Annotated in this window: 22 protein-coding genes and 1 tRNA gene; 7 read left to right on the top strand and 16 right to left on the bottom strand. The window is 41.3% G+C overall.

The window, feature by feature from the left end; all coding sequences use genetic code 11:
- Nucleotides 1–28: 28 nt before the first annotated feature.
- Nucleotides 29–244, bottom strand: coding sequence for a DUF1858 domain-containing protein (locus tag D7Y06_RS13635; protein WP_120408337.1), 216 nt, complete (start codon nucleotides 242–244; stop codon nucleotides 29–31).
- Nucleotides 245–519: 275 nt separating this feature from the next.
- Between D7Y06_RS13635 and D7Y06_RS13630 the strand changes: the two genes are divergently transcribed.
- Nucleotides 520–690: a DUF362 domain-containing protein gene (locus D7Y06_RS13630; RefSeq protein WP_120408336.1), complete on the top strand. Its 171-nt coding sequence runs from the start codon at nucleotides 520–522 to the stop codon at nucleotides 688–690.
- Nucleotides 691–811: 121 nt separating this feature from the next.
- On the opposite strand, the gene D7Y06_RS13625 is transcribed toward D7Y06_RS13630, so the two are convergent.
- The 12 genes from D7Y06_RS13625 to D7Y06_RS13570 all read right to left on the bottom strand — a co-directional run bounded on the left by D7Y06_RS13625 (nucleotide 812) and on the right by D7Y06_RS13570 (nucleotide 11,480).
- Nucleotides 812–1,402, bottom strand: coding sequence for a MerR family transcriptional regulator (locus tag D7Y06_RS13625; RefSeq protein WP_120408351.1), 591 nt, complete (start codon nucleotides 1,400–1,402; stop codon nucleotides 812–814).
- A 205-nt stretch (nucleotides 1,403–1,607) separates the two neighbouring features.
- Nucleotides 1,608–2,936 (bottom strand): replicative DNA helicase, encoded by a 1,329-nt coding sequence (gene dnaB / locus D7Y06_RS13620; protein ID WP_120408335.1) that lies wholly within the window; start codon nucleotides 2,934–2,936, stop codon nucleotides 1,608–1,610.
- Between the two features lie 13 nt (nucleotides 2,937–2,949).
- Nucleotides 2,950–3,396 (bottom strand): 50S ribosomal protein L9, encoded by a 447-nt coding sequence (gene rplI / locus D7Y06_RS13615; protein WP_120408334.1) that lies wholly within the window; start codon nucleotides 3,394–3,396, stop codon nucleotides 2,950–2,952.
- Nucleotides 3,393–5,450: a DHH family phosphoesterase gene (locus D7Y06_RS13610; protein WP_120408333.1), complete on the bottom strand. Its 2,058-nt coding sequence runs from the start codon at nucleotides 5,448–5,450 to the stop codon at nucleotides 3,393–3,395. The genes rplI and D7Y06_RS13610 overlap by 4 nt, the downstream gene beginning before the upstream one ends.
- Before the next feature lie 15 nt (nucleotides 5,451–5,465).
- Entirely contained in the window at nucleotides 5,466–7,628 is a 2,163-nt protein-coding gene (nrdD, locus tag D7Y06_RS13605) for an anaerobic ribonucleoside-triphosphate reductase (protein WP_120408332.1), read from the bottom strand.
- Nucleotides 7,629–7,780: 152 nt separating this feature from the next.
- Nucleotides 7,781–8,041: a 30S ribosomal protein S18 gene (rpsR, locus tag D7Y06_RS13600; RefSeq protein WP_120408331.1), complete on the bottom strand. Its 261-nt coding sequence runs from the start codon at nucleotides 8,039–8,041 to the stop codon at nucleotides 7,781–7,783.
- A 51-nt stretch (nucleotides 8,042–8,092) separates the two neighbouring features.
- A complete protein-coding gene (locus tag D7Y06_RS13595) occupies nucleotides 8,093–8,536 on the bottom strand; it encodes a single-stranded DNA-binding protein (RefSeq protein WP_120408330.1) in 444 nt (147 codons plus the stop codon).
- Nucleotides 8,537–8,555: 19 nt separating this feature from the next.
- Nucleotides 8,556–8,846: a 30S ribosomal protein S6 gene (gene rpsF / locus D7Y06_RS13590; protein ID WP_120408329.1), complete on the bottom strand. Its 291-nt coding sequence runs from the start codon at nucleotides 8,844–8,846 to the stop codon at nucleotides 8,556–8,558.
- Between the two features lie 125 nt (nucleotides 8,847–8,971).
- Nucleotides 8,972–9,154: a DUF951 domain-containing protein gene (locus D7Y06_RS13585; protein ID WP_120408328.1), complete on the bottom strand. Its 183-nt coding sequence runs from the start codon at nucleotides 9,152–9,154 to the stop codon at nucleotides 8,972–8,974.
- A gap of 23 nt (nucleotides 9,155–9,177) precedes the next feature.
- On the bottom strand, nucleotides 9,178–9,900 hold the full coding sequence (locus tag D7Y06_RS13580) for an NAD-dependent protein deacylase (protein ID WP_120408327.1): 723 nt from the start codon (nucleotides 9,898–9,900) through the stop codon (nucleotides 9,178–9,180).
- A gap of 40 nt (nucleotides 9,901–9,940) precedes the next feature.
- Nucleotides 9,941–11,320, bottom strand: coding sequence for an MATE family efflux transporter (locus tag D7Y06_RS13575; RefSeq protein WP_120408326.1), 1,380 nt, complete (start codon nucleotides 11,318–11,320; stop codon nucleotides 9,941–9,943).
- Nucleotides 11,321–11,406: 86 nt separating this feature from the next.
- Nucleotides 11,407–11,480: transfer RNA gene (locus D7Y06_RS13570), tRNA-Met, on the bottom strand.
- Between the two features lie 109 nt (nucleotides 11,481–11,589).
- On the opposite strand from D7Y06_RS13570, the gene D7Y06_RS13565 reads away from it, so the two are divergent.
- Both D7Y06_RS13565 and D7Y06_RS13560 read left to right on the top strand, forming a co-directional pair.
- A complete protein-coding gene (locus tag D7Y06_RS13565; RefSeq protein ID WP_120408325.1) occupies nucleotides 11,590–12,384 on the top strand; it encodes a GNAT family N-acetyltransferase in 795 nt (264 codons plus the stop codon).
- Nucleotides 12,385–12,478: 94 nt separating this feature from the next.
- On the top strand, nucleotides 12,479–13,411 hold the full coding sequence (locus tag D7Y06_RS13560; protein WP_120408324.1) for a S1 RNA-binding domain-containing protein: 933 nt from the start codon (nucleotides 12,479–12,481) through the stop codon (nucleotides 13,409–13,411).
- Here D7Y06_RS13560 and D7Y06_RS13555 read toward each other — a convergent pair.
- A complete protein-coding gene (locus tag D7Y06_RS13555) occupies nucleotides 13,398–13,946 on the bottom strand; it encodes a phosphatase PAP2 family protein (protein WP_120408323.1) in 549 nt (182 codons plus the stop codon). The two genes, D7Y06_RS13560 and D7Y06_RS13555, sit on opposite strands and share 14 nt — an antisense overlap.
- 133 nt (nucleotides 13,947–14,079) lie before the next feature.
- Between D7Y06_RS13555 and D7Y06_RS13550 the strand changes: the two genes are divergently transcribed.
- Together D7Y06_RS13550 and D7Y06_RS13545 are read left to right on the top strand one after the other, a co-directional pair.
- Complete coding sequence (locus D7Y06_RS13550) at nucleotides 14,080–14,610, top strand: spore maturation protein (RefSeq protein WP_120408322.1); 531 nt, start codon at nucleotides 14,080–14,082, stop codon at nucleotides 14,608–14,610.
- A gap of 107 nt (nucleotides 14,611–14,717) precedes the next feature.
- Nucleotides 14,718–16,676 carry a thioredoxin domain-containing protein gene (locus D7Y06_RS13545; RefSeq protein ID WP_120408321.1) on the top strand — a complete coding sequence of 653 codons (1,959 nt, stop codon included), beginning with the start codon at nucleotides 14,718–14,720 and terminating at the stop codon, nucleotides 16,674–16,676.
- Between the two features lie 48 nt (nucleotides 16,677–16,724).
- Here D7Y06_RS13545 and D7Y06_RS13540 read toward each other — a convergent pair whose 3' ends face one another.
- Together D7Y06_RS13540 and D7Y06_RS13535 are read right to left on the bottom strand one after the other, a co-directional pair.
- Nucleotides 16,725–17,126 (bottom strand): hypothetical protein, encoded by a 402-nt coding sequence (locus D7Y06_RS13540; RefSeq protein ID WP_120408320.1) that lies wholly within the window; start codon nucleotides 17,124–17,126, stop codon nucleotides 16,725–16,727.
- Nucleotides 17,104–18,084 (bottom strand): CPBP family intramembrane glutamic endopeptidase, encoded by a 981-nt coding sequence (locus D7Y06_RS13535; protein ID WP_158591369.1) that lies wholly within the window; start codon nucleotides 18,082–18,084, stop codon nucleotides 17,104–17,106. Before D7Y06_RS13535 ends, D7Y06_RS13540 begins: the two co-directional genes overlap by 23 nt.
- Nucleotides 18,085–18,319: 235 nt before the next feature.
- Here D7Y06_RS13535 and D7Y06_RS13530 point away from each other — a divergent pair, with 235 nt between their 5' ends.
- Both D7Y06_RS13530 and D7Y06_RS13525 read left to right on the top strand, forming a co-directional pair.
- Complete coding sequence (locus tag D7Y06_RS13530; protein WP_120408318.1) at nucleotides 18,320–19,573, top strand: hypothetical protein; 1,254 nt, start codon at nucleotides 18,320–18,322, stop codon at nucleotides 19,571–19,573.
- A 132-nt stretch (nucleotides 19,574–19,705) separates the two neighbouring features.
- Nucleotides 19,706–20,590, top strand: a complete 885-nt coding sequence (locus D7Y06_RS13525) for an AraC family transcriptional regulator (RefSeq protein WP_120408317.1) — start codon at nucleotides 19,706–19,708, stop codon at nucleotides 20,588–20,590.
- Nucleotides 20,591–20,703: the final 113 nt, after the last annotated feature.

Genomic DNA, 20,703 nt, shown 5'->3' with positions numbered 1-20,703 from the left:
TTTACCGCTTTTAATGTTGATAACCGGATTAATTTGCAGCTAAATCTTTTGCAAGAAAATCATTGATTTCTTTTACCAGCGCATCAGCTTCAATTCCGTGAACCATTGCAGCTTCCTCAATGGTTTCCATCTGAGATGAAGGGCATCCAAGGCAATGCATACCTATATTTAAAAGAATGGGTGCAATGTTCTCATCAATCTGAAGTAATTCTCCGATCATGGTGGATTTCGTTACCTGTGTCATCGTGTATTCCTCCTTTTTCTTTAAATTGTAACTGTTCAGGGAAACCAAACGGTTACCTATGTTTACTTTTTCCGCAAACCATCTGATCTATACCAAAGACTTTCAGGTTTGCCTCCGCAAATATTATAATATGACTGTTTTCATTATGCAATCTTTTCCTTTCAATGTTTTTGGAAAAATACCTCCCAGGTACTTGTATTTACCCACTTTTTGTATTAGAATACTTTTAAGTCAAAGTGGCTTAAATCTTGAACTACATAAGGAGGAATTGACCAATGGCATACGTGATTACTGATTCTTGCGTAAACTGTGGAACTTGTGAAGGAGAATGCCCAGTAGGCGCTATCTCTGCAGGAGACGGCAAATTTCAGATTGACGCTGGCGCATGTGTAGATTGCGGAACCTGTGCTGGTGCATGTCCTACAGGAGCAATCGAACAGGGCTAATTCTTATAACACTTTTTAAGGTGTTATCCACAGCCTTCATCGAGAGATGACCATGAAAAAGAAGTCATTTTACAAAATCAACTTGTAAAATGACTTCTTTTTTGTATTGTTTTCTGTTCTGCTACGTGGTTGCCTCCTTTTTCGCAAAGATTTTGTGGGATTCCTTTTTCTTTCCCACCTTCACTTTTTTGCTATGTAATTCACGGATGGCTGCATCCAGTTTGCGATAACGCTCCTCCTCCTGCTCATCCTGCTCCCGCATGAGGTAATTCATTTCTTTTAATACGCGGTCACCGACATTTTCTCCCACTTCTCTTCCCAATGCCTGGTTGTTTTCCGCAAGGGCATCTTTTACGATTCCTGTCATAAGAATCCGAAACTGGGCCATTTTATCTTCTGGGGAAAATGTTTTTTCCACCGGTTTTCTCACATTCACTGTCTCTGCCAGCTCTCCGGAAGTTAGCCTTGCTGCCTCCTCCGGCTTCATGCCGGCATTTTGTATCACCATTTTAATTGCTTTTAACTGATACCCCTGTTCTTTTAACTCTTTAATCTTTAGGAACTGCTGTATGTTTTCTTTTGTATAATAACGATGCCCCATCTCATTTCTGGGAATATTTAATTCTAACTCCTCTTCCCAGTAACGTAAGACATGTGCTTCCACATTTACCAGGCTTGCGGCATCTGAAATCATATAGCGTACCTTGTCCAATAAGTCTTCCTCCTTTTTTTGTTTAATCTTTATTATATGCTTTATTATAGTGGAATATGAAGCGCTGTGCAATGTTTTCCCATCGGGTGCTTTCGACAGGGAACCTCCGATTCCCCGCAGCAATTCCATGTTTCTTATGCGAAAAAAGCTGCCAAAGGCAGCTTTTATGGAATCTTTATCGAAAATCCCCGAAATGTTTTTATCTTTACTTTTCCATGTTGGCAAACTTTGTATACTGAGGCAGCCATACTAGATTTATAGTTCCAATAGGGCCGTTTCTCTGTTTTGCAATAATAATTTCCGCTATATTCTTTAAATCCGTATCTTTATTATAATAGTCATCCCGATAAATAAACATTACCACATCCGCATCCTGCTCGATAGCTCCGGACTCACGGAGGTCGGAGAGCATAGGACGGTGGTCAGGACGCTGTTCCACGGCGCGGCTGAGCTGTGACAAGGCAATTACCGGAACATTCAGCTCCCTTGCCAGTCCTTTTAGAGAACGGGATATCTCGGAAATCTCCTGCTGCCTGGATTCTGACCTGCCGTTTCCGCTCATTAACTGCAGATAGTCAATGATTATCAGCTTTAAATCATGTTCCAGCTTAAATTTCCTGCATTTGCTCCGAAGTTCCGATATGGAAATCCCCGGGGTATCATCTATAATCAGATGGGAATTTCCAATGACTCCCGCCCCTTCAATTAATTTTTCCCAGTCCGTATCCGCCAGGTTTCCGGATCGCAATACCTGGGCATCCACCCTGGATTCCAGGGAAAAGAGACGATTGACAAGCTGCTCTTTGGACATCTCCAGACTAAATACGGCTGTGGCCATATCCTCATGGAATGCCACATACTGGGCTATGTTTAACACAAAAGCCGTCTTACCCATGGAAGGACGGGCCGCCACCAGAATAAAATCCGAGGGCTGGAGACCGGACATTTTATAATCCAAGTCCACAAACCCCGTGGGGATGCCTGTTACATTCCCCTGGGTCTTAGAGGCAAGCTCAATCTTTTCCAAAGCATTTAAAACAATCTCTTTTATGGGAACATAATCCCCTCCGCTGCGGTTCTGCAAAAGACCAAACACGTTTCTCTCTGTGTCCGCCAAAATATCCTCAAGCTCTCCCGTATCCGCATAACACTGATTTTCAATTTCCTCCGTTATTTTAATAAGCCTTCTCAATACTGCCTTATCCTTTACAATCTGGGCATAATACTTCACATTGGCGGATGTGGGGATGGCTGTCAATAAATCCCGGATAAATTCTAGGCTGCTCACCTCTGAGGGCACATTCATAGAGCGCAGCTTGTTCTGCAGAGTAACCAAATCCACCGGCTGGCCTGCATTGTACAATTCCACCATTGCCTGAAATAACAGCCCGTACTGCTGATGGTAAAAATCCTCCTGGGACAGCATTTCCATTACTGTGACAATGGCATCTTTATCCATAATCATGGAACCAATCACCGACTGTTCTGCTTCCAGGCTGTTTGGCATAATTCGTTTTATCAGTGCTTCTTCCATGAAAAGTACCTCCCTATTCTGCGCTTACATGCACCCGCAGAATACCAGTTACCTTAGAATGAAGACGAATAGGCACCTCGTGCATCCCCAGGGAGCGGATGGGCTCTTCCAACTGCATTTTTTTCTTGTCCACATCAAGATCCAACTGTTTTTTTGCCGCTGCAGCAATTTCTTTTGTGGAAACGGATCCAAAGGTTTTATCCCCCTCCCCCGTCTTTATTTTTACTTCCACTTTTAAATCTTCCAGTTTTTTTGCCAGGGCTGTAGCGGCCTCAAAATTCTCTTCCTCCACTTTCTGGGCATGTTTATTCTGAAGTTTTAAATCATTGAGATTCTTATTATTTGCCTCAACCGCCTGCTTTTTGGGAAACAGGACATTTCTGGCATATGCGTCACTGGCGTTTACGATTTCTCCCTTTTTTCCAAGGGACTTTACATCCTGCAATAAAATTACTTTCATCCTTCTATATCTCCTTCTTCTAACATTTTGTCCAAAACGTCACAGACTGCCCGTTTTGCCTCGTTTAAAGTATATCCTGACAACTGTGCCCCCGCCACGTTCAAATGGCCTCCGCCTCCTAAGCGTTCCATAATAAGCTGCACGTTTACCTCGTCAATGGACCGGGAGCTGATATAAATTTTTTCCTGATATTCTGTCAATACAAATGATGCTTTAATTCCTACAATATTTAGCAGTTCGTCTGCAGCCTGGGCCCCTACAATAGTAGGGCTCTCCATTTTTCCAGGGCATACGGAAATGGCAAAGGAACCTCTGTAAACTTCTGCATGACGGACAATCTCCGCCCTTGCCTTGTAGGCATCCATATCATTCCGAAGCATTTTCCGAACCCTTGTCACCTCTGCACCGCATCTCCTCAAATACGCTGCAGCCTCAAAAGTCCTGACCCCCGTTTTTGTCATAAAATTGTTTGTGTCAATTAAAATTCCTGCATAAATACAATCCGCTTCACTGGGCTCCAATTTTATATTTTCCGTAAAGTACTGCAATACCTCTGCAATCATCTCACAGGCAGAGGAAGCATAAGGCTCAATATAAGACAACACCGGATTTTGTATGACTTCGCTGCTCTGTCTGTGATGGTCAAATACCACTACTGCCAGCCCTTTATTTAACAACTGGGGACATTCCGTATAATTTGGCCGGTTGGTATCCACCACCATTACTAAAGTATTTTTATTTACAATTTCAAGTGCCCGCTCACTATTGATAAACATATCCTCCGGATAACCCTTGTCCGGGGTAAAACACTCTTTTATGGGACGGAGGGAAGAGGTCACGGTATTTAAAACTATCTGTGCTTTCTTTCCCAGCACCCTGGCTGCACAGTAAATCCCCACTGCCGCCCCGAATGCATCTGCATCGCTGATACTGTGTCCCATAATAATTACATTTTCCCGGCTCTCCAAGGTTTCCCTTAATGCGTGAGCCTTTACCCTGGCCTTTACCCTGGTGCTCTTTTCCACTGTCTGGGATTTTCCTCCGTAATAAGAAATTCTGTCATACTCTTTTACCACCGCCTGGTCCCCGCCCCGGCCCAAGGCCAAATCAATGGCCATACGGGAAAATTCATAATTATTCTTATAGCTGTCCCCGTTCATTCCCACGCCGATACTTAAGGTTACGGACATTTCGTTGCCCACCTTTACGGTTTTTACATCCTCAAGAATGCTAAACTTATCCTCTTCCAGAAATTCCATAAATTTATATTTAAATACAATAAAATATTTGTCTTTTTCAATTTTGCGGACCAATGCGTCCATCTCGTTAAAATATTTGTTTATTTTTCTGTCAATCAATGCAATTAACAGTGAGCGCTTTACATCCTCAATGCTGTCTAAAGCCTCGTCATAATTATCAATGTAGAGCAGTGCCGACACCAGTTTTTGTTCCCTGTTCTCCTGAATGTACTGGCTGAGTTCCGTCTCATCAAAAAGATAAAAAGCAATGAGATAGGCGCTGTCCTCCTTTTTTTCTGTCACTTCTATAATGCTGCTCTGTTCCACCATACTCTCAAAATAAAGTCTGGTAGTCTCTGCACGAAACACCTTATCTTCCCAATGGATATAAAAATTAGATTCCCCTTCTCCCTTTTGCAGCTCTTCCTTGGAAATACTGTGAAAAATGCTGAATATGGTTTTGTGATATCCCTTATCTTTCCCGGTGACTTCCCCGAATTTATTGTTCATCCATAAGATTTTCCCGTTAATATCTAAAAGTGCATAGGGGATTTCAAATTCATTTAACAATTTTTTCTGCACTGTAGAATATTGCGTGGCAAAATTTATCACTTCTTTCACCAGCACCGGCTGATTCCTTAAAAAAGAAGCAAACATACAAACCACATATACCACCAGGAAACCGGAAACCATTACGCCAGCCTCCTGGTTTACAAAGTAAATAGGTATATTTAAGATGACAAGCAAAATTGTTAAAAATATAGGCAAAATCAAATAATTCCTCAGTCTGCCCGTTAATTTCAAATTGTGTTTCATAATTTCTCCCTTATATTATAGATGCAGCACACGTTCCTTAATCTCCTGAGTTCTTCCCTGGTTCCAGAACTGGGTCCCGATGTAACCGCAGGTCCGCCGGGCCACACTCATGGTATTCTGGTCATGATTTTTGCAATTTGGGCATTCCCAAATCAATTTGCCGCTCTCATCTGCCACGATTTGCATTTCCCCATCATAACCGCATAAGCTGCAGTAATCGCTTTTCGTATTCAGCTCCGCATACATAATATTCTGATAAATATGCTGCATTACCGTAAGTACCGCCGGAATGTTATTTTTCATATCCGGAACTTCCACATAGCTGATAGCCCCGCCGGGAGAAAGGGGTTGAAACTGGCTCTCAAAATTTAACTTATGGAATGCATCTATCTCCTCCGTCACATGGACATGATAGGAGTTTGTAATATAATTTTTATCTGTTACACCCTCAATAATGCCAAAACGCATCTGGAGATTCTTGGCAAATTTGTAAGTAGTAGACTCCAAAGGAGTGCCATACACGGAAAAATCAATATGTTCTTTCGCTTTCCACCTGGCACATGCTTCATTTAAATGCTGCATGACTTCCAGGGCAAAAGGGGTCGCCGCCGGGTCCGTATGGCTCTTTCCTGTCATATAACGGACACATTCACACAGACCTGCATATCCCAGGGAAATAGTGGAATATCCATTATATAAAAGCTTATCGATAGTTTCCCCTTTCTTTAGCCGGCCAAGGGCACCATTTTGCCAGAGAATCGGTGCAATATCTGACTTTGTTCCTTTCAGTCTTAAATTTCTTGCCATCAGTGCCTTATAGCACAAATTTAACCGCTCGTCAAAAATTTTCCAGAATTCATCAAAATCACCCTGGGAAGAACAGGCAACATCCACCAAGTTAATGGTGCAGACACCCTGATTAAATCTTCCATAAAATTTTGGTTTTCCCTCTTCATCGTGATACACTGTTAGAAAAGATCGGCAGCCCATACAGGTATATACATTGCCGTCCTTTAACTCTCTCATAACTTTTGCAGAGATATAGTCCGGCACCATCCGTAAAGCGGTACATTTTGCAGCCAACTCTGTCACATCCCAGTAGGGACTTTCCTTTGTGATATTGTCTTCATCCAGCACATAGATAAGCTTTGGAAATGCCGGTGTAATGTAAATACCCTGCTCATTTTTCACCCCTAAAATTCTCTGGTTTAAAAGAGCCCTTATCACCATAGCTAAATCTTCCCTGTCCTGTCCTTCCGGCGCCTCATCCAAATACATAAACACCGTGATAAAAGGAGCCTGTCCGTTTGTAGTCATAAGAGTAACCACCTGATACTGAATGGTCTGCACTCCCTTTTCTATATCTTTTTCCACTCTTTCCTCTGCAACGCGGTAAATCTGTTCTTCATCTGCCTGAATCCCTGCTTTCTCAAAGTCCAGTCTCACTTCCCTGCGGAATTTTGCCCTGGAAGAAGCCACAAATTTAGACAAGTGATAGGCGCTGATGGACTGTCCCCCATACTGGCTGGAAGCCACCTGAGCGATAATCTGGGATGCCACAATACATGCCACAGAAAAAGAATTCGGCCTGTCTATTTTGGTCTCGCTGATAACTGTACCATTTTGGAGCATATCGTCTAAATTCACCAGACAGCAGTTGTGGATATGCTGGGCAAAATAATCTGCGTCATGAAAATGGATCAAACCTTTTTCATGGGCTTCCCATACTTCCGGGGGAAGAAGAAAACGCTTTGTAATATCTTTGCTGACTTCTCCTGCCATATAATCACGCTGAGTAGAGGCCAATAAAGGATTTTTATTGGAATTTTCCTGTTTAATATCTTCATTCTGACTCTCAATAATAGTCATAATCTGCCTGTCTGTTGTATTCGACTGACGCACAAGCTGACGCCTGTACCGGTATGTGATGTAAGCTCTTGCCACATGGAAAGCCCCCACTTCCATGATTCTCTCTTCCACCGCATCCTGGATTTCTTCTACCCCCATGGCACGGATGGAGTCCTGACATACCTTTTCCACCTTGTCAGCAATCTGCTGAATCTGTTCCGTAGTCAGTCGGTGGGTGGTTTCCACTTCCTTGTTGGCCTTGTGGACAGCCGCTATAATTTTGGTAATATCGAAAATAACTTCCTCTCCGCTTCTCTTTATGATTTTCAATTTTACTGCCTCCCATAATAATGCTGCGGGCAAAATAAGCCCGATACATAAAATACGTTTACGTCTATTGTACCACGTACACTATGAAAATAGCAATATAAATAAAAAAAAGAATCGACCATTTGTTCGATGGCCGATTCTCTGTTTTTGTATTAATCTGTCACGTATGGCATCAATGCAACGTGGCGCGCTCTCTTAATTGCAACTGTGAGAGCTCTCTGATGTTTTGCACAGTTTCCTGTGATTCTCCTGGGAAGGATTTTACCTCTCTCAGATACATATCTCTTTAATTTATTGGTATCTTTGTAGTCGATTACATTATCTTTTCCGCAAAATACACATACTTTTTTTCTTCTGTGCATAGGTCTTCTCTTAAAAGAACCGCTGTCTTTACCTTCTTTATTAAAAGCCATTGATTTTACCTCCTGTCAAATATATGCCTGTACAAAATATACAGTTTCCATTTAGTTGAATGGTAACTCTTCATCAATTCCATCGGGAATGTTCATGAAGCCGTCTCCTGCTGCCGCTGTGGGTGACGGTCTGTCAGCGGGAATAAAACCTCCGCCGTTTTGCTCACTGGCTGCTTTGCTCTCCGCAAATTCCTGCTCCTCCACTACAACATCTGTAGTATAAACTTTCTGTCCATCCTTATTGGTATAGCTTCCTGTCTGGATTCTGCCGGTGATTGCTATTTTTATTCCTTTGCGCAGATATTTTTCTGCAAACTCGCCCTGACGTCCAAAAGCAACGCATCCAATAAAATCCGCCGTGTTTGTGTCGCCGTCCCGGCGAAATCTCCTGTCCACTGCTAAAGTGTACCTTGCGATTGCCGTGGCCTGCTCCCCCTGGGAGTAACGGATTTCCGGGTCTCTTGTCAGACGTCCTATCAGAATTACCTTATTCATATATCTTCCTCTTTTCTATTTACGCCTCGTCTTTTTTAACGCATAAGAAACGAAGAACATTATCCATAATACGAACATTCTGTTCAATCTGTGCCGGAACAGATGGTTCTGCCTCAAACTGGATGAAATAGTAGAAGCCTTCTCTCATCTTCTGAACTTCATAGGCTAATCTCTTTTTGCCCCAGTCCTCAACTTCTGTTACAGTTCCCCCGAAGCGGGTGATATACTCTTTTGCTTTTTCCACTGTAGCAGTTCTGGCATCATCTTCGATTTTTGCATTAACAACAAGTGCTAATTCATATTTGTTCATGCTGTTGTACCTCCTTTTGGTCTCTGGCCCTCTCCCCCGGCATATCTACACTGCCGTCAAATAGAAAGAGCAAGGAATTTGTAGTTTTTCACAAGTAGTTACTTTACCACAAATTCCTTGCCAAATCAAGCCTTTTTTCGTATTTCCTTTGTGTTTTTTTCCACAAGCTTCCTGGATACCATAATTTGATGCCCGCAGCCAAGGCATTTTAGCCGAAAATCTGCCCCTACCCGTAAAATCTCCCACTCACTGCTGCCACAGGGATGCTTTTTCTTTAATTTTACAATATCTCCTAATTCAAACTGCATATGTTTCCTTTCTTAAAATATGATTATAATATAATCTGAGAAAATACTTCTCCGATACCTCCCTCTATTTTCAGGTTGGAACGGGTGTCCATTGGAGTAACGGATTTATTAATCAACACCAGCTTATTTCCCCTGTAGTAATCGATAAGCCCTGCTGCCGGATACACCGCCAGGGAAGTTCCCCCGATAATCAGCATATCTGCACCTGCAATATATCGAATGGATTTTGTCATTATCTCATTGTCAAGTCCCTCTTCATAAAGCACTACATCCGGTTTAATTTCCCCTTTACATGCGTCACAAAGAGGGATATTTTCTGAATTTTGTATGTAGGCTGCGTCAAAAAGTTTCCCGCAGTGCTGACAGTAGTTTCTGTGTACGCTGCCGTGAAGCTCTAAAACTTCTTTGCTCCCTGCCGCCTGGTGCAGCCCGTCAATATTCTGGGTAATCACTGCCTTCAATTTTCCTGCCGCCTCAAGTTCCGCCAATTTTAAATGGGCTTTGTTTGGCTTTGCGGAAAGGCAAAGCATTTTGTCCCTGTAAAAACGGTAAAATTCCTTTGTTTTTTGTAAATAAAAGCTGTGGCTTAAAATCGTCTCCGGAGGATAATCATACTTCTGATGATACAGTCCGTCCACACTGCGAAAGTCCGGTATGCCGCTTTCTGTAGATACCCCTGCCCCTCCAAAAAATACAATATTGTCAGATTCTTTCACCCACTGCAAAAATTGTTCCATATTATCCATAATTATTACCTCCTGTGGTTTTTTATCTTGGTAAATTTCTTCAATTTTTACTTTCTCTCTTTGATGAAAGTGATTTTGTCTGAAAAATCTGATTCAGCATGATTACTGCTGCAATGGCCAGCACAAATTCCGCTACAAACTGAGCAAATGCCATTCCGTACAAAGGCACAATAAGATTTAAAAGAATAATTGCGGGAATCTCCAGCACAATTTTTCTCAATACTGCAAAAATTAATGCCCGCTTCCCGGAACCGATTGCCTGAAAAACTCCCACCGCCATAAAATCCATACAGAGGAAAGGCAGCGCCAACATCAGTCCGCGGAGAAATATAATTCCATGCCTGATTACATTTTCATTGTCTATAAACAAGTGGATTAAAGTACCTGCCCCAAAAATCCCTGTCAAAACCACCACCGCCATAAACCCAAGCATAAATCTGGTAACAAACATCACAGAATCTTTCATCCTTTTCCGGTTGCCGCTGGCGTAATTGTAACTTACAAGGGGCATAATTCCCTGGGAGCCCCCCAATGCAATCTGCATAGGCACCATCTGGATTTTCTGGGCGATTCCCATAGCCGCCACCGCATCGGAGCCATAGCCCGCAGTAAAATTATTTAAAATTGTCATTCCTGTCACGTTTAATAAATTCTGAATGGATGCAGGTATTCCTACAGAACACACGCCTAGGACGAGGTCTCTGCGAAACACCAGCATTTTGGGATGGATGCACACGAATGTAGACTTTCTTCTGCAAAAAATCAAAATCAGGAAATAAAGGCATGCCGCACAGTTTGAGAGAAAAGTTGCAAGTCCCGCCCCTGCTGCCCCCAGATTAAGTCCCCAGGGCATAATAAAGAAGGGGTCTAAAATAATATTTAAGAGACATCCGCTCATGGTTCCAACGCTGGCATGGAGGGACGCCCCCTCAGCTCTCACCAGATATGCAAAAACCACATTTAATATAGAAGGAACTGCTCCAAAAAGGACTGTCCATCTCATATATGACCTGGTGGCAGAAAGGGTGGTCCCATCCGTTCCCAAAAGCCTTAATAAAGGCATTTCAAAGGTAAAACACAGCAGTGAAAACAAGATGCCGCTGAACAGGGCGCAGTAAAACCCAAAGGCAGAACCCTGTTTTACCGTATCATAATCTTTCCTTCCCAATGCCCGGCTCATCACACTGGAACTTCCCACACCAAAGAGGTTGTTCACCGCATTAAATGCCAGAAGCACAGGGGCTGCCAAAGTCACCGCTGCATTTTGTATGGGGTCGTTTAACAGCCCCACAAAATAAGTATCCGCTATATTATAAATTACCATTACCAGGGAACTTAAAATCGTGGGTATGGTAAGGCTTGCCACAGCTTTTGGAATAGGGTAATCTTCAAAAAGCGCCGTCTTTGCATTTTGTTCCATTTTATATCATCCTTCCGTAGTTTTCTATTTTTTAAATATGAAAAAAACATTACCCTATATCATTTGATTTCAGGTAATGTCAATAGTTGCGGGGACAGGATTTGAACCTGTGACCTTCGGGTTATGAGCCCGACGAGCTTCCAGACTGCTCCACCCCGCGTCAACAATATTATTATATTCCTTTCTCCTACAAATGTCAAATTGACTTTTCAATCAAAATAGGTTATAGTACTGAAAATTATTGAAACCCAGACACAAGGAGGAGCAATATGAGAAAATGTATGGAATCAGAAAAAGAAAATATTTACCGCTATATCGCTTTAGAACCGGAAATGAATCTCTTTTTTTATGGAGACATAGAAAGTTTTGGTCTCTCTTCCAGCCAGGTTGAGGTTTATGCAAATGATAGCGGCTCTGGGACATACGATTCCCTGATTCTTAGATACTTTGACTTCTATATTATATACAGTCAATCCGAAAATTATGCATTGAATCCTGTATTAGATTTCTTTCAAAACAGAAAAAACATCGACTCCATCAGCGGGAAAGTAGAGCTGCTAAAACCGCTGCTTCCTCATCTGCCCCAGTTTAAAATGACAGCAGATTACATGTGCCGATGCAGTTCTGTTTCCCCGGTCAATACATCTACCTTAAAAATAGAAAAACTTACCCCGGAAAATGCCCGGGATATTGTGGATCTTTATCTTAATATTGAAGAATTTGCATGTAATTACCGCGGTAAAGAGAATAAAATGGCAGAACAAATCAGAGTAAGCCTGCAGGAGGGCGGGATTGCCTGGGGTATATTTGACAATGGCCGATTAATTTCTGTGGGTTCCACCAGCGGTGCAAACTCCAAAAGCGCCATGATAATTGGAATTGCCACTCACCCGGATTACAGGAAGAAAGGATACGCCAGCACAATTGTGCAGAAACTCTGCCAGGAATCCTTTACACAGGGAAAAGAATTTTTATGCCTTTTCTACCATAACCCTGACGCCGGAAGAATTTACCACAAAATTGGATTTGAGGAAATCGGCCAGTATGCCACTTTAAAACCTTAGGATTATGGAAGTTTTGGGAATCTGCTCATATTTACTTGCATCCTCCATGTTTTGTGATAAGATATCTTTAGGAAAACGAAAAGGAGTATAAAAAATGGCAGAAGAAATTTTAGAAAAGAAAGAATCTATGGAAGATTTTAAGGAAGAGTTGGAATCTTCTTTCCGAAAACTCTCCGAAGGAGATATCGTAACCGGGACAGTCATAGCACTGAATGAGGAGGAAGTAACCCTGGATTTAAAATATTTTGCCTCCGGGATTATTAAGGCAAAGGACATCAGCGATGACCCTGATTTTCGCATTATGGATTCCATTCATATGGGAGATGTGTTAGAAGCCACCATTGTCCGGATGGATGACGGGGAGGGAAATCTTTTACTCTCCAGAAAAGAAGCCAATGAAATTCTTGCCTGGGAAAAATTGACTCAATATATGGAGGACAATACCACTCTTAGGGTGCGGGTAAAAGGTATTGTCCCCAGCGGCGTTATCGCTTACGTTGAGGGAATCCGGGGATTTATTCCTGCCTCCCACTTAAGCCTGAACTATGTGGAGGACTGCAATCCCTGGCTGGGAAAAGACTTAGATGTCCGGGTTATCACCGTAGATGAAAGCGCAAAAAAACTTGTTCTCTCCGCAAAAGTAATTGCACGGGAAAAAGAAGAGGAAGAGAGAAACCACAGAATTTCCATGCTGGTTCCCGGCTCTATTGTAGAGGGTACTGTGGAGAGCTTAATGCCTTACGGGGCATTTGTAAATCTTGGAAACGGGCTTTCCGGCCTGGTACACATCTCCCAGATTTGTCAGAAACGGATTAAAAAACCTGGGGAAGTGTTAAGCATAGGCGAAAAGGTGAAGGCAAAGATTTTAAACACCAATGACAATAAAATCAGCCTCAGCATCCGGGCACTGGAAGATGAAATGGTGGACACCAAGGCAGATGAAGTTTTAAATGTACAGGAATATGTCTCCAACGAAGAGGCTTCCACCAACTTAGGTTCACTTCTTGCCGGATTTAAGTTTGACTAATTTCCTGTTTATCTTTCCGCTTCATAATATAAAGAGCGGAAAAAGCAGCAAATGTTCCAATGAGAATCCCTCCTAAGACATCACTTGGGTAGTGGATTCCAATATAAAGGCGGGAATAGCAAATGAAAACTGCAAGTACAAAAAGAGGGATGCCGGCTTGTTCCGGCATCTTTTTTAACAGTACAATTCCTGCCGCCATGGAACAGGTGGAATGCCCTGAGGGAAAAGACCAGTCCGTGGCTTTTCTTCCAATTAGCATAAGCCCTTCCACCACCTCATAGGGACGTATTCTTGCCACGGCATTTTTTAATACCACATTTGTAATAAGAAATCCAATCAATACTGCTGTAATACCAGTCATGCCCACCTTGCGGTACTTTGCACTGCAGCATAAAACTGCCAGAAGTATAAGCCAAAACCATCCTGCATTTCCAAGCTTAGTGATAAACATCATAATAGGCGTCAAAAAATCAAATCTTAAATGTTCCTGGATAAAAAGCAATATATTTCCGTCTAACCCTAGTAATTGTTCCATAAAAACCTCCATTTGTTACTTTTTATAGATAAAATATTAGCTGTACAAGTATAAAATAAAACAAAAAGATTTGCAAGTTTTTTCATTTGCCCTATTTTTTTGTCATATACTATAAAAAAACTCCGGAGCTTTTATGGGCTTTTTTTATTTTTTATCAGAGTCAATTATCCCCCTTATGGTTTTTTTCATTGTCTGCTATGGACTTTTAAACCGGCAAAACATTTACCAGGACTTTTTAGAGGGGGCAAAGGACGGCTTTCATACGGTTATAGACATACTGCCAACTTTAATCGGACTGATGACGGCGGTAGGGATTCTAAGAGCTTCCGGTTTTTTAGATTTTCTATCAAAACTCTTAGGAAAATTTGCCGCTTTTATACATTTTCCAGCGGAATTAGTACCCATATCCGTTGTAAAAATGTTTTCTTCCTCCGCCGCCAACGGCCTTTTACTGGATTTGTACAAAACCTATGGGCCGGATTCTTTTCTGGGCTTATGTGCCTCCATTATGATGAGCTGTACGGAAACCATCTTTTACACCATGAGCATTTACTTTCTCCATGTGGGAATAAAAAAAACACGCTTTACGCTTTTTGGAGCGTTATTTTCTACCATTTGCGGCATCGCCGCCAGCGTTTTTATTGCAGGTCTTTTAACAACTTAGTATTCGTAGTACTAGAATCCACAAACTTCCTGTATATTTAAAAGCCATTTCTGAAAAAATGATAAGATAAGGTAAAAGTTATAAATATCAGGAGGTTAGAAATTTCCATGAACAATCAGCTCATCCATGAAAGCAGCCCCTACCTTCTCTCCCATGCAGACCACGCCATACACTGGTTTCCATGGTGTGAAGAGGCTTTTGAAAAAGCCAGCCAGGAAAACAAACCTGTATTTTTAAGTATCGGTTATTCCACCTGCCACTGGTGCCATGTTATGGCACGGGAAAGTTTTGAAGATGAAAAAGTAGCAACCCTGCTAAACGAACACTTTGTATCTGTGAAAGTGGACAGAGAAGAAAGACCGGATTTGGATACAATATATATGGAAGTCTGCCAGGCAATGACAGGAAGCGGGGGATGGCCCATGAGTATATTCTTAACACCGGAAAAACATCCTTTTTTTGCAGGCACTTATTTTCCCAAAACCACCCAGAGAGGAATGATTGGTTTCTCCCAGCTATTGACTCTTATCTGGGAAAAGTGGGAAGAAGATAAAAAAAGCCTTGAGGACTTAGCCCAGGAAATCACTGACTCCCTTTCACGCCAGAAATATTCCAATGTGGAAAATATTGACACATTTAATATAGAAGAAACTCTTCTCAAAAAAGCCGCCCAAGAATTTTCCCAAACTTATGACAAGGAAAACGGCGGTTTTGGAAGCGCGCCTAAATTTCCCACCCCCCACAATCTTCTATTTCTTTTGGACAATTATGTGAAAACAAAAAATGAAAACGCACTTTTTATGGCGGAGACAACCCTAAAAAATATGTACAAAGGTGGACTATTTGACCATGTGGGATACGGATTCTGCCGCTACGCCACAGACCGGTCCTACCAGATTCCCCACTTTGAAAAAATGCTTTACGATAATGCACTTTTAATTATGGCATATGTAAAGGCCTATGATGTGACAAAAAATACATTTTATCTTGAAGTGGCACAAAAAACCGGGGACTATATTTTAAGGGAAATGAAAAGCCCGGAAGGAGGTTTTTACACAGCCCAGGATGCAGACAGCGACGGAGTGGAAGGAAAATATTATGTATTTACCCCCGAAGAAATATTAACTGTCCTTGGGACTGAGACTGGAACCGCCTTTAACCAATGCTATGGCATTACCAGAAGGGGAAACTTTGAAGGCAAAAGCATTCCCCATCTCACCGGAAGCCAAAAAGAGGCAAAATGCCTGGAAGAACATCTTCCAAAACTGAGGGAATACAGGAAAAACCGAAGTTCTTTATCTTTAGATGATAAAATTTTAACATCCTGGAACGGCCTTATTCTGGGAGCTTTAACACAACTTGCCAGGGTATCCGGTGAAGAGCGGTATTTTTCTGCTGTACTAAAATGCGGTGACTTTATATTAAAAAATCTCTGGGACAAAGACCGTCTCTTTGTAAGCTATCGCAATGGCCGTCTTGGCCTGCCTGGATATCTGGATGATTACGCTTTTACCGCCTTTGGAATGCTGGAACTTTACCAGGCCACCAACAGTCCCCTTCATTTAAAATGGGCGGAAACTTTATGCCGGACTGCAATTTCTGATTTCTGGGATGAGAAAAACGGCGGCTTCTTTTTGTCAGGCAGAAAAAATGAAACCTTAATTTTTCAAACCAAAGAAACTTACGACGGGGCAATTCCCAGCGGAAATGCAGTGATGGCCCACAATCTGGTGCGTCTTTTACAGATAACCGGAAACATGGAGTGGGAGGATATCACATTAAAACAACTGAAATTTATGGGAAAACTTGCACAGGAAATGCCCATGTCCCACAGTTTTTACCTGCTGGCCCTCTCCTGTTACCTCTCTCCGGAATATATACGGGTGGTATTGGGAAATGGAGCGGACAAATCCAATATTATAAATAAAATACCTTTAGACACCATTGTCACAATCCTTCCAAAGCCCACAAAATCTTATCGGCTTTTAAATAACCAAACTACCTACTATGTGTGCACAAAGCATAGCTGCCTTCCCCCTGTAAATAAACTTCCTGAAAAAAGTTAATGGGGTTATAGAAAAATTCCGCTGTAATTATTATACAGCGGAATTTTTCTATAATTTAAACCTTATGGTCCACAGAGCAGCAACTGTGATCCCAGAAAAAAGAATGGCTGTATCAATCCAGATACTCATATGGAGAAAATAACTTACAACAGAAAAAACCAGGAACAATACCCCAAACAATCCGAAACAACGAAAATGTTTTAAGGCAAATGATTTTCTCCTATCCCTCCCTGCCTTTAAGGCTTCCTCATAAGTTGTGCCCGTATACCAGTACACATATTCTGTCCTATAAATCACATAGGCTAAAAGTACAACCCCAAAAGTACAGAAATTATTTATAATCCTTACCAGAACAAGACTGCTTAAGGGTAAAAGTGTAACTCCCATTGAAACGATACAAAAACCGATGAGACCCAAAATTAAACCTTTATATGTTTTCTTCAATTCCATTGCTCTCTCCTTTATCCACTGTTTTCCTGGTGTACAGAAAACATATTCCCAAAATAAACACAAACGTTACCGCAAGTCCTCCTTCCAGCCCAAAGGTGCCGCCGTTTATAATTCCTTTTCCCTCCACCATGGAAGTTGAAAAAACGCTGCACTGGGTTTCCATGCCGCTGACCAAAACTCCATACACATTTCCCTGGACAAGGTTCCATACAGAGTGAAATGCGGCTATTCCCCAAATATTTCCTCTTTTTAAGAAATACACGGAAGCGAAAACTCCAAACAAAACAAGATTCACAAATGCAAGTATAGAAATTCCGCTGTTAAACAGATGAAGTGCTGCAAACAACAAAGAATTTGCCAAAATTCCCATTACAATGGGGTAGCGCCTGGAAACGGATACCATAAAATACCCCCTGCAAAGAACCTCCTCCGACATTCCCTGAATCATGTAGCCAAGTACAAATAATACAAACATACCAAGGGAAAAGGTGGGAGAAAAACCTTTAAATTTCATGCTCCCGGTAAGAATGCAGATCAAAACCGCCCCGCTGAATAATAAAAACCCAAATCCAAGACCTACAAGATATTCTTTTGCCATATCTTTTTTTACAAATCCCAGGGAGTTCATCCGCCGTTTCTGAATCAATTTACAGAAAAGCAGTGTCACAAGAATAATCCCCCCTGTGGAAAACAGGGATATAATTGTAAAAAAATCACCGGACATCATTTCATTTAGCAATGCCGTATATTTATTCATATCACCAGATGCTGCAGCGGCAGTTAATTCCGGATGTCCTAACTGTATCAAAAACTCCATGGGAAATAGGAAGATACTCTCTATAATGATAGAGACTAAAAATACTCCTATAAACACTAGAATTTCCCACAGAAAAAACATCCCCCCCTGGCTCTCCTTTGCCTGCTTAATTGCTGCAGACATTTCAAATAAATTGTTCAATTCCTGAATCCTCCTCATAATTATGTAATAAATCAGCAGTCAAATAGTAAGTGACAGCGAAATATTCTATATACAGTTTATCCCACATAAAAATAATTTGCAACAGCACGAAAAGACTATAAATAGTTGTTAATATTCACTAAATAATGAAAAGAAAAGTGACGATATAGATATAGAAGGAGTATATCAAAATCACGGCACGGATGCCAAAAATTTAATTCAAAGGAGTGATAGTATGTCTAATATCTTTGGGAACGATTTATTTGGATCACAGTCATCGTCCTCATCAAACGGGCTCTTTGGCGTTAATCTTGTGGATTATGCCAGTATTAGAAACGGAAGTTACCGCAAATTAGTAACTGCCCACTACAAAAACTTAGATGAGGAAGAAGGTAAAACATCCTCTTCCAAATCTGGTGTAAAGGATAGCAAACAGACTTTAAATTCTATTTCTGAGGCAGCTTCCAGTCTAAAAGACTCTGCATCCGCTTTGCTGGCAAAAGGGAAAAATTCTCTTTTCCAGACCAAGACAGATGCAAACGGAAACACCTATGTTGACTATGACACAGACAAAATGTATAAGGCAATTAAAGAGTTTGCAGATAATTACAACAGTACAATCGATGCAGCGGCAAATTCTGAATCTACTAACATTTTAAGGTCTGCAAAAAACATGGTTTCCTTTACCAACGCAAACAAGAAAGCCCTTGAGGCAATTGGAATTACCGTAGGCTCCGATAACAAACTTACTGTTGATGAAGATGATTTCAAAGCAGCAAGCAAGGCAAGGGTTCAGTCCCTGTTTAACGGAGTGGGAAGTTACGCATATCAGATTAGCGGCAAAGCAGACAATATTAAATTTACTGCAACTGATTTGGCAAAGAAAGCAGATTACAATTCCACCCAGTCTTACAAATCCAGCTTAAAGTCTATCTCAACATCAAAGGACAGCACAAAGACTTTAGGAAACATTGAGGATGCAGCTAACAGCGCAAAGAAATCTCTTGCCGCACTGCGTGAGACAGGATACAAATCTGTCTTTAACCAGGTGACAACCACAGACAAGAATGGCAACAAAGTTACAGGATATGACAAAGACGCCATCTACAAAGCTGTCAGCGATTTTGTCAATGATTACAATACACTGTTGAAAAAGACAGAGGATTCCAATACCAAGAACATCACCCAGGCCAGAAAGACCATGACCAATTATGTACTGGCAAACAAGAGTGCCCTTTCCGCATTGGGAATTACCATTGGCTCTGACAATAAGCTTTCCATCAGCGAAAGCACCTTTAAAGATGCAGATATGTCAAAGGTAAAATCTCTTTTCCAGGGAAAAGGCAGCCTTGGAGAGCAGATGCAGCAGCAGATTACAAAAATTGCTTCCTACGCAGAGTCAGAGGCATCTAAATCCAATACATACAATGACAATGGTTCTTACTCTTACAATTACAATTCCGGCGACTGGTACAATTCCATGTTCTAGTGAATTTTTTAAAGTTTTATATCTGGCAAGAAGAAAGATGACAAAAGGGTGTTCCTGTAGGGACACCCTTTTTCTAAAAAATTTACATGAAAACAATTTTATAGGTTACAATAAAATGCCAGGGAGGTTCCTATGAAAAAAAAATATCAAAGCCCCTTTCTCACCAGACAATATATGCTCTCTAAAGACTTTGAACTTTACTATTACAGTGACACTTCCCTGCACCAGGTATCAAAACATGCCCATGATTATTATGAATTTTACTTTTTTTTAGAAGGGGATGTAAGTATTGAAATTGAAGACCAGCTCTATCCTCTTAGGTACGGAGATATTATGATGATTCCCCCCTACGTGGTTCACCGCCCGATTATTCACAGTTTCCAAAAGCCCTACCAGAGATTTGTCTTTTGGATTAGCCAGGAATACTGTAATTACTTAACGGAACTCTCCACAGATTATGCCTATGCCATGCAGCATATTATCCACAACAAAGAATATGTTTATCACAATGATAAAATCCTTTTTCATTCTCTCCAGTCCAAACTGATTAAGCTGATAGAGGAGATGAATTCGGAACGTTTTGGAAAATCCCCTCAAATAACCCTATATGTCAATGACCTTGTGCTTCATTTAAACCGGCTGGTCTACGAACAGAAACATCCGAAAAAAGCCGGGGAAGAACTTTCCTTGTATCAGAATCTCTGCAGCTTCATTGAAGAACATATTGAGGAAGATTTGTCATTAGAACGCCTTTCTCTGGAGTTTTTTGTGAGCAAATATCATATTGCCCATGTATTTAAAGAAAATCTGGGGCTCTCCATCCACCAATATATTACCAAAAAGCGCCTGCTTCTCTGCCGTGAATCAATTATCTCCGGCATGGGGATTACAGAGTCCTACCAGACCTTTGGGTTTGGGGACTATTCCAGTTTTTACAGGGCTTTCAAAAAAGAGTACGGAATTTCCCCGAAGGACTTTAAAAATATGCAGACAGAGCCTTATCGAGATCAAAAATGACCTCTCTCATTTAAATACCGATTCAAATTTCCAATATTGTAAAGTGGAAAATTTATAAGCCAGTCCTGCTCCCTGAACCCGGACATTGATTCTCTGACTTGTCTAAATAAAAG

Source organism: Roseburia sp. 1XD42-69, assembly GCF_003612565.1.
GTDB lineage: Bacteria > Bacillota > Clostridia > Lachnospirales > Lachnospiraceae > Roseburia_B.
The sequence above is the reverse complement of the archived record's forward strand: the minus strand, read 5'-3'. Positions and strand labels throughout refer to the sequence as shown.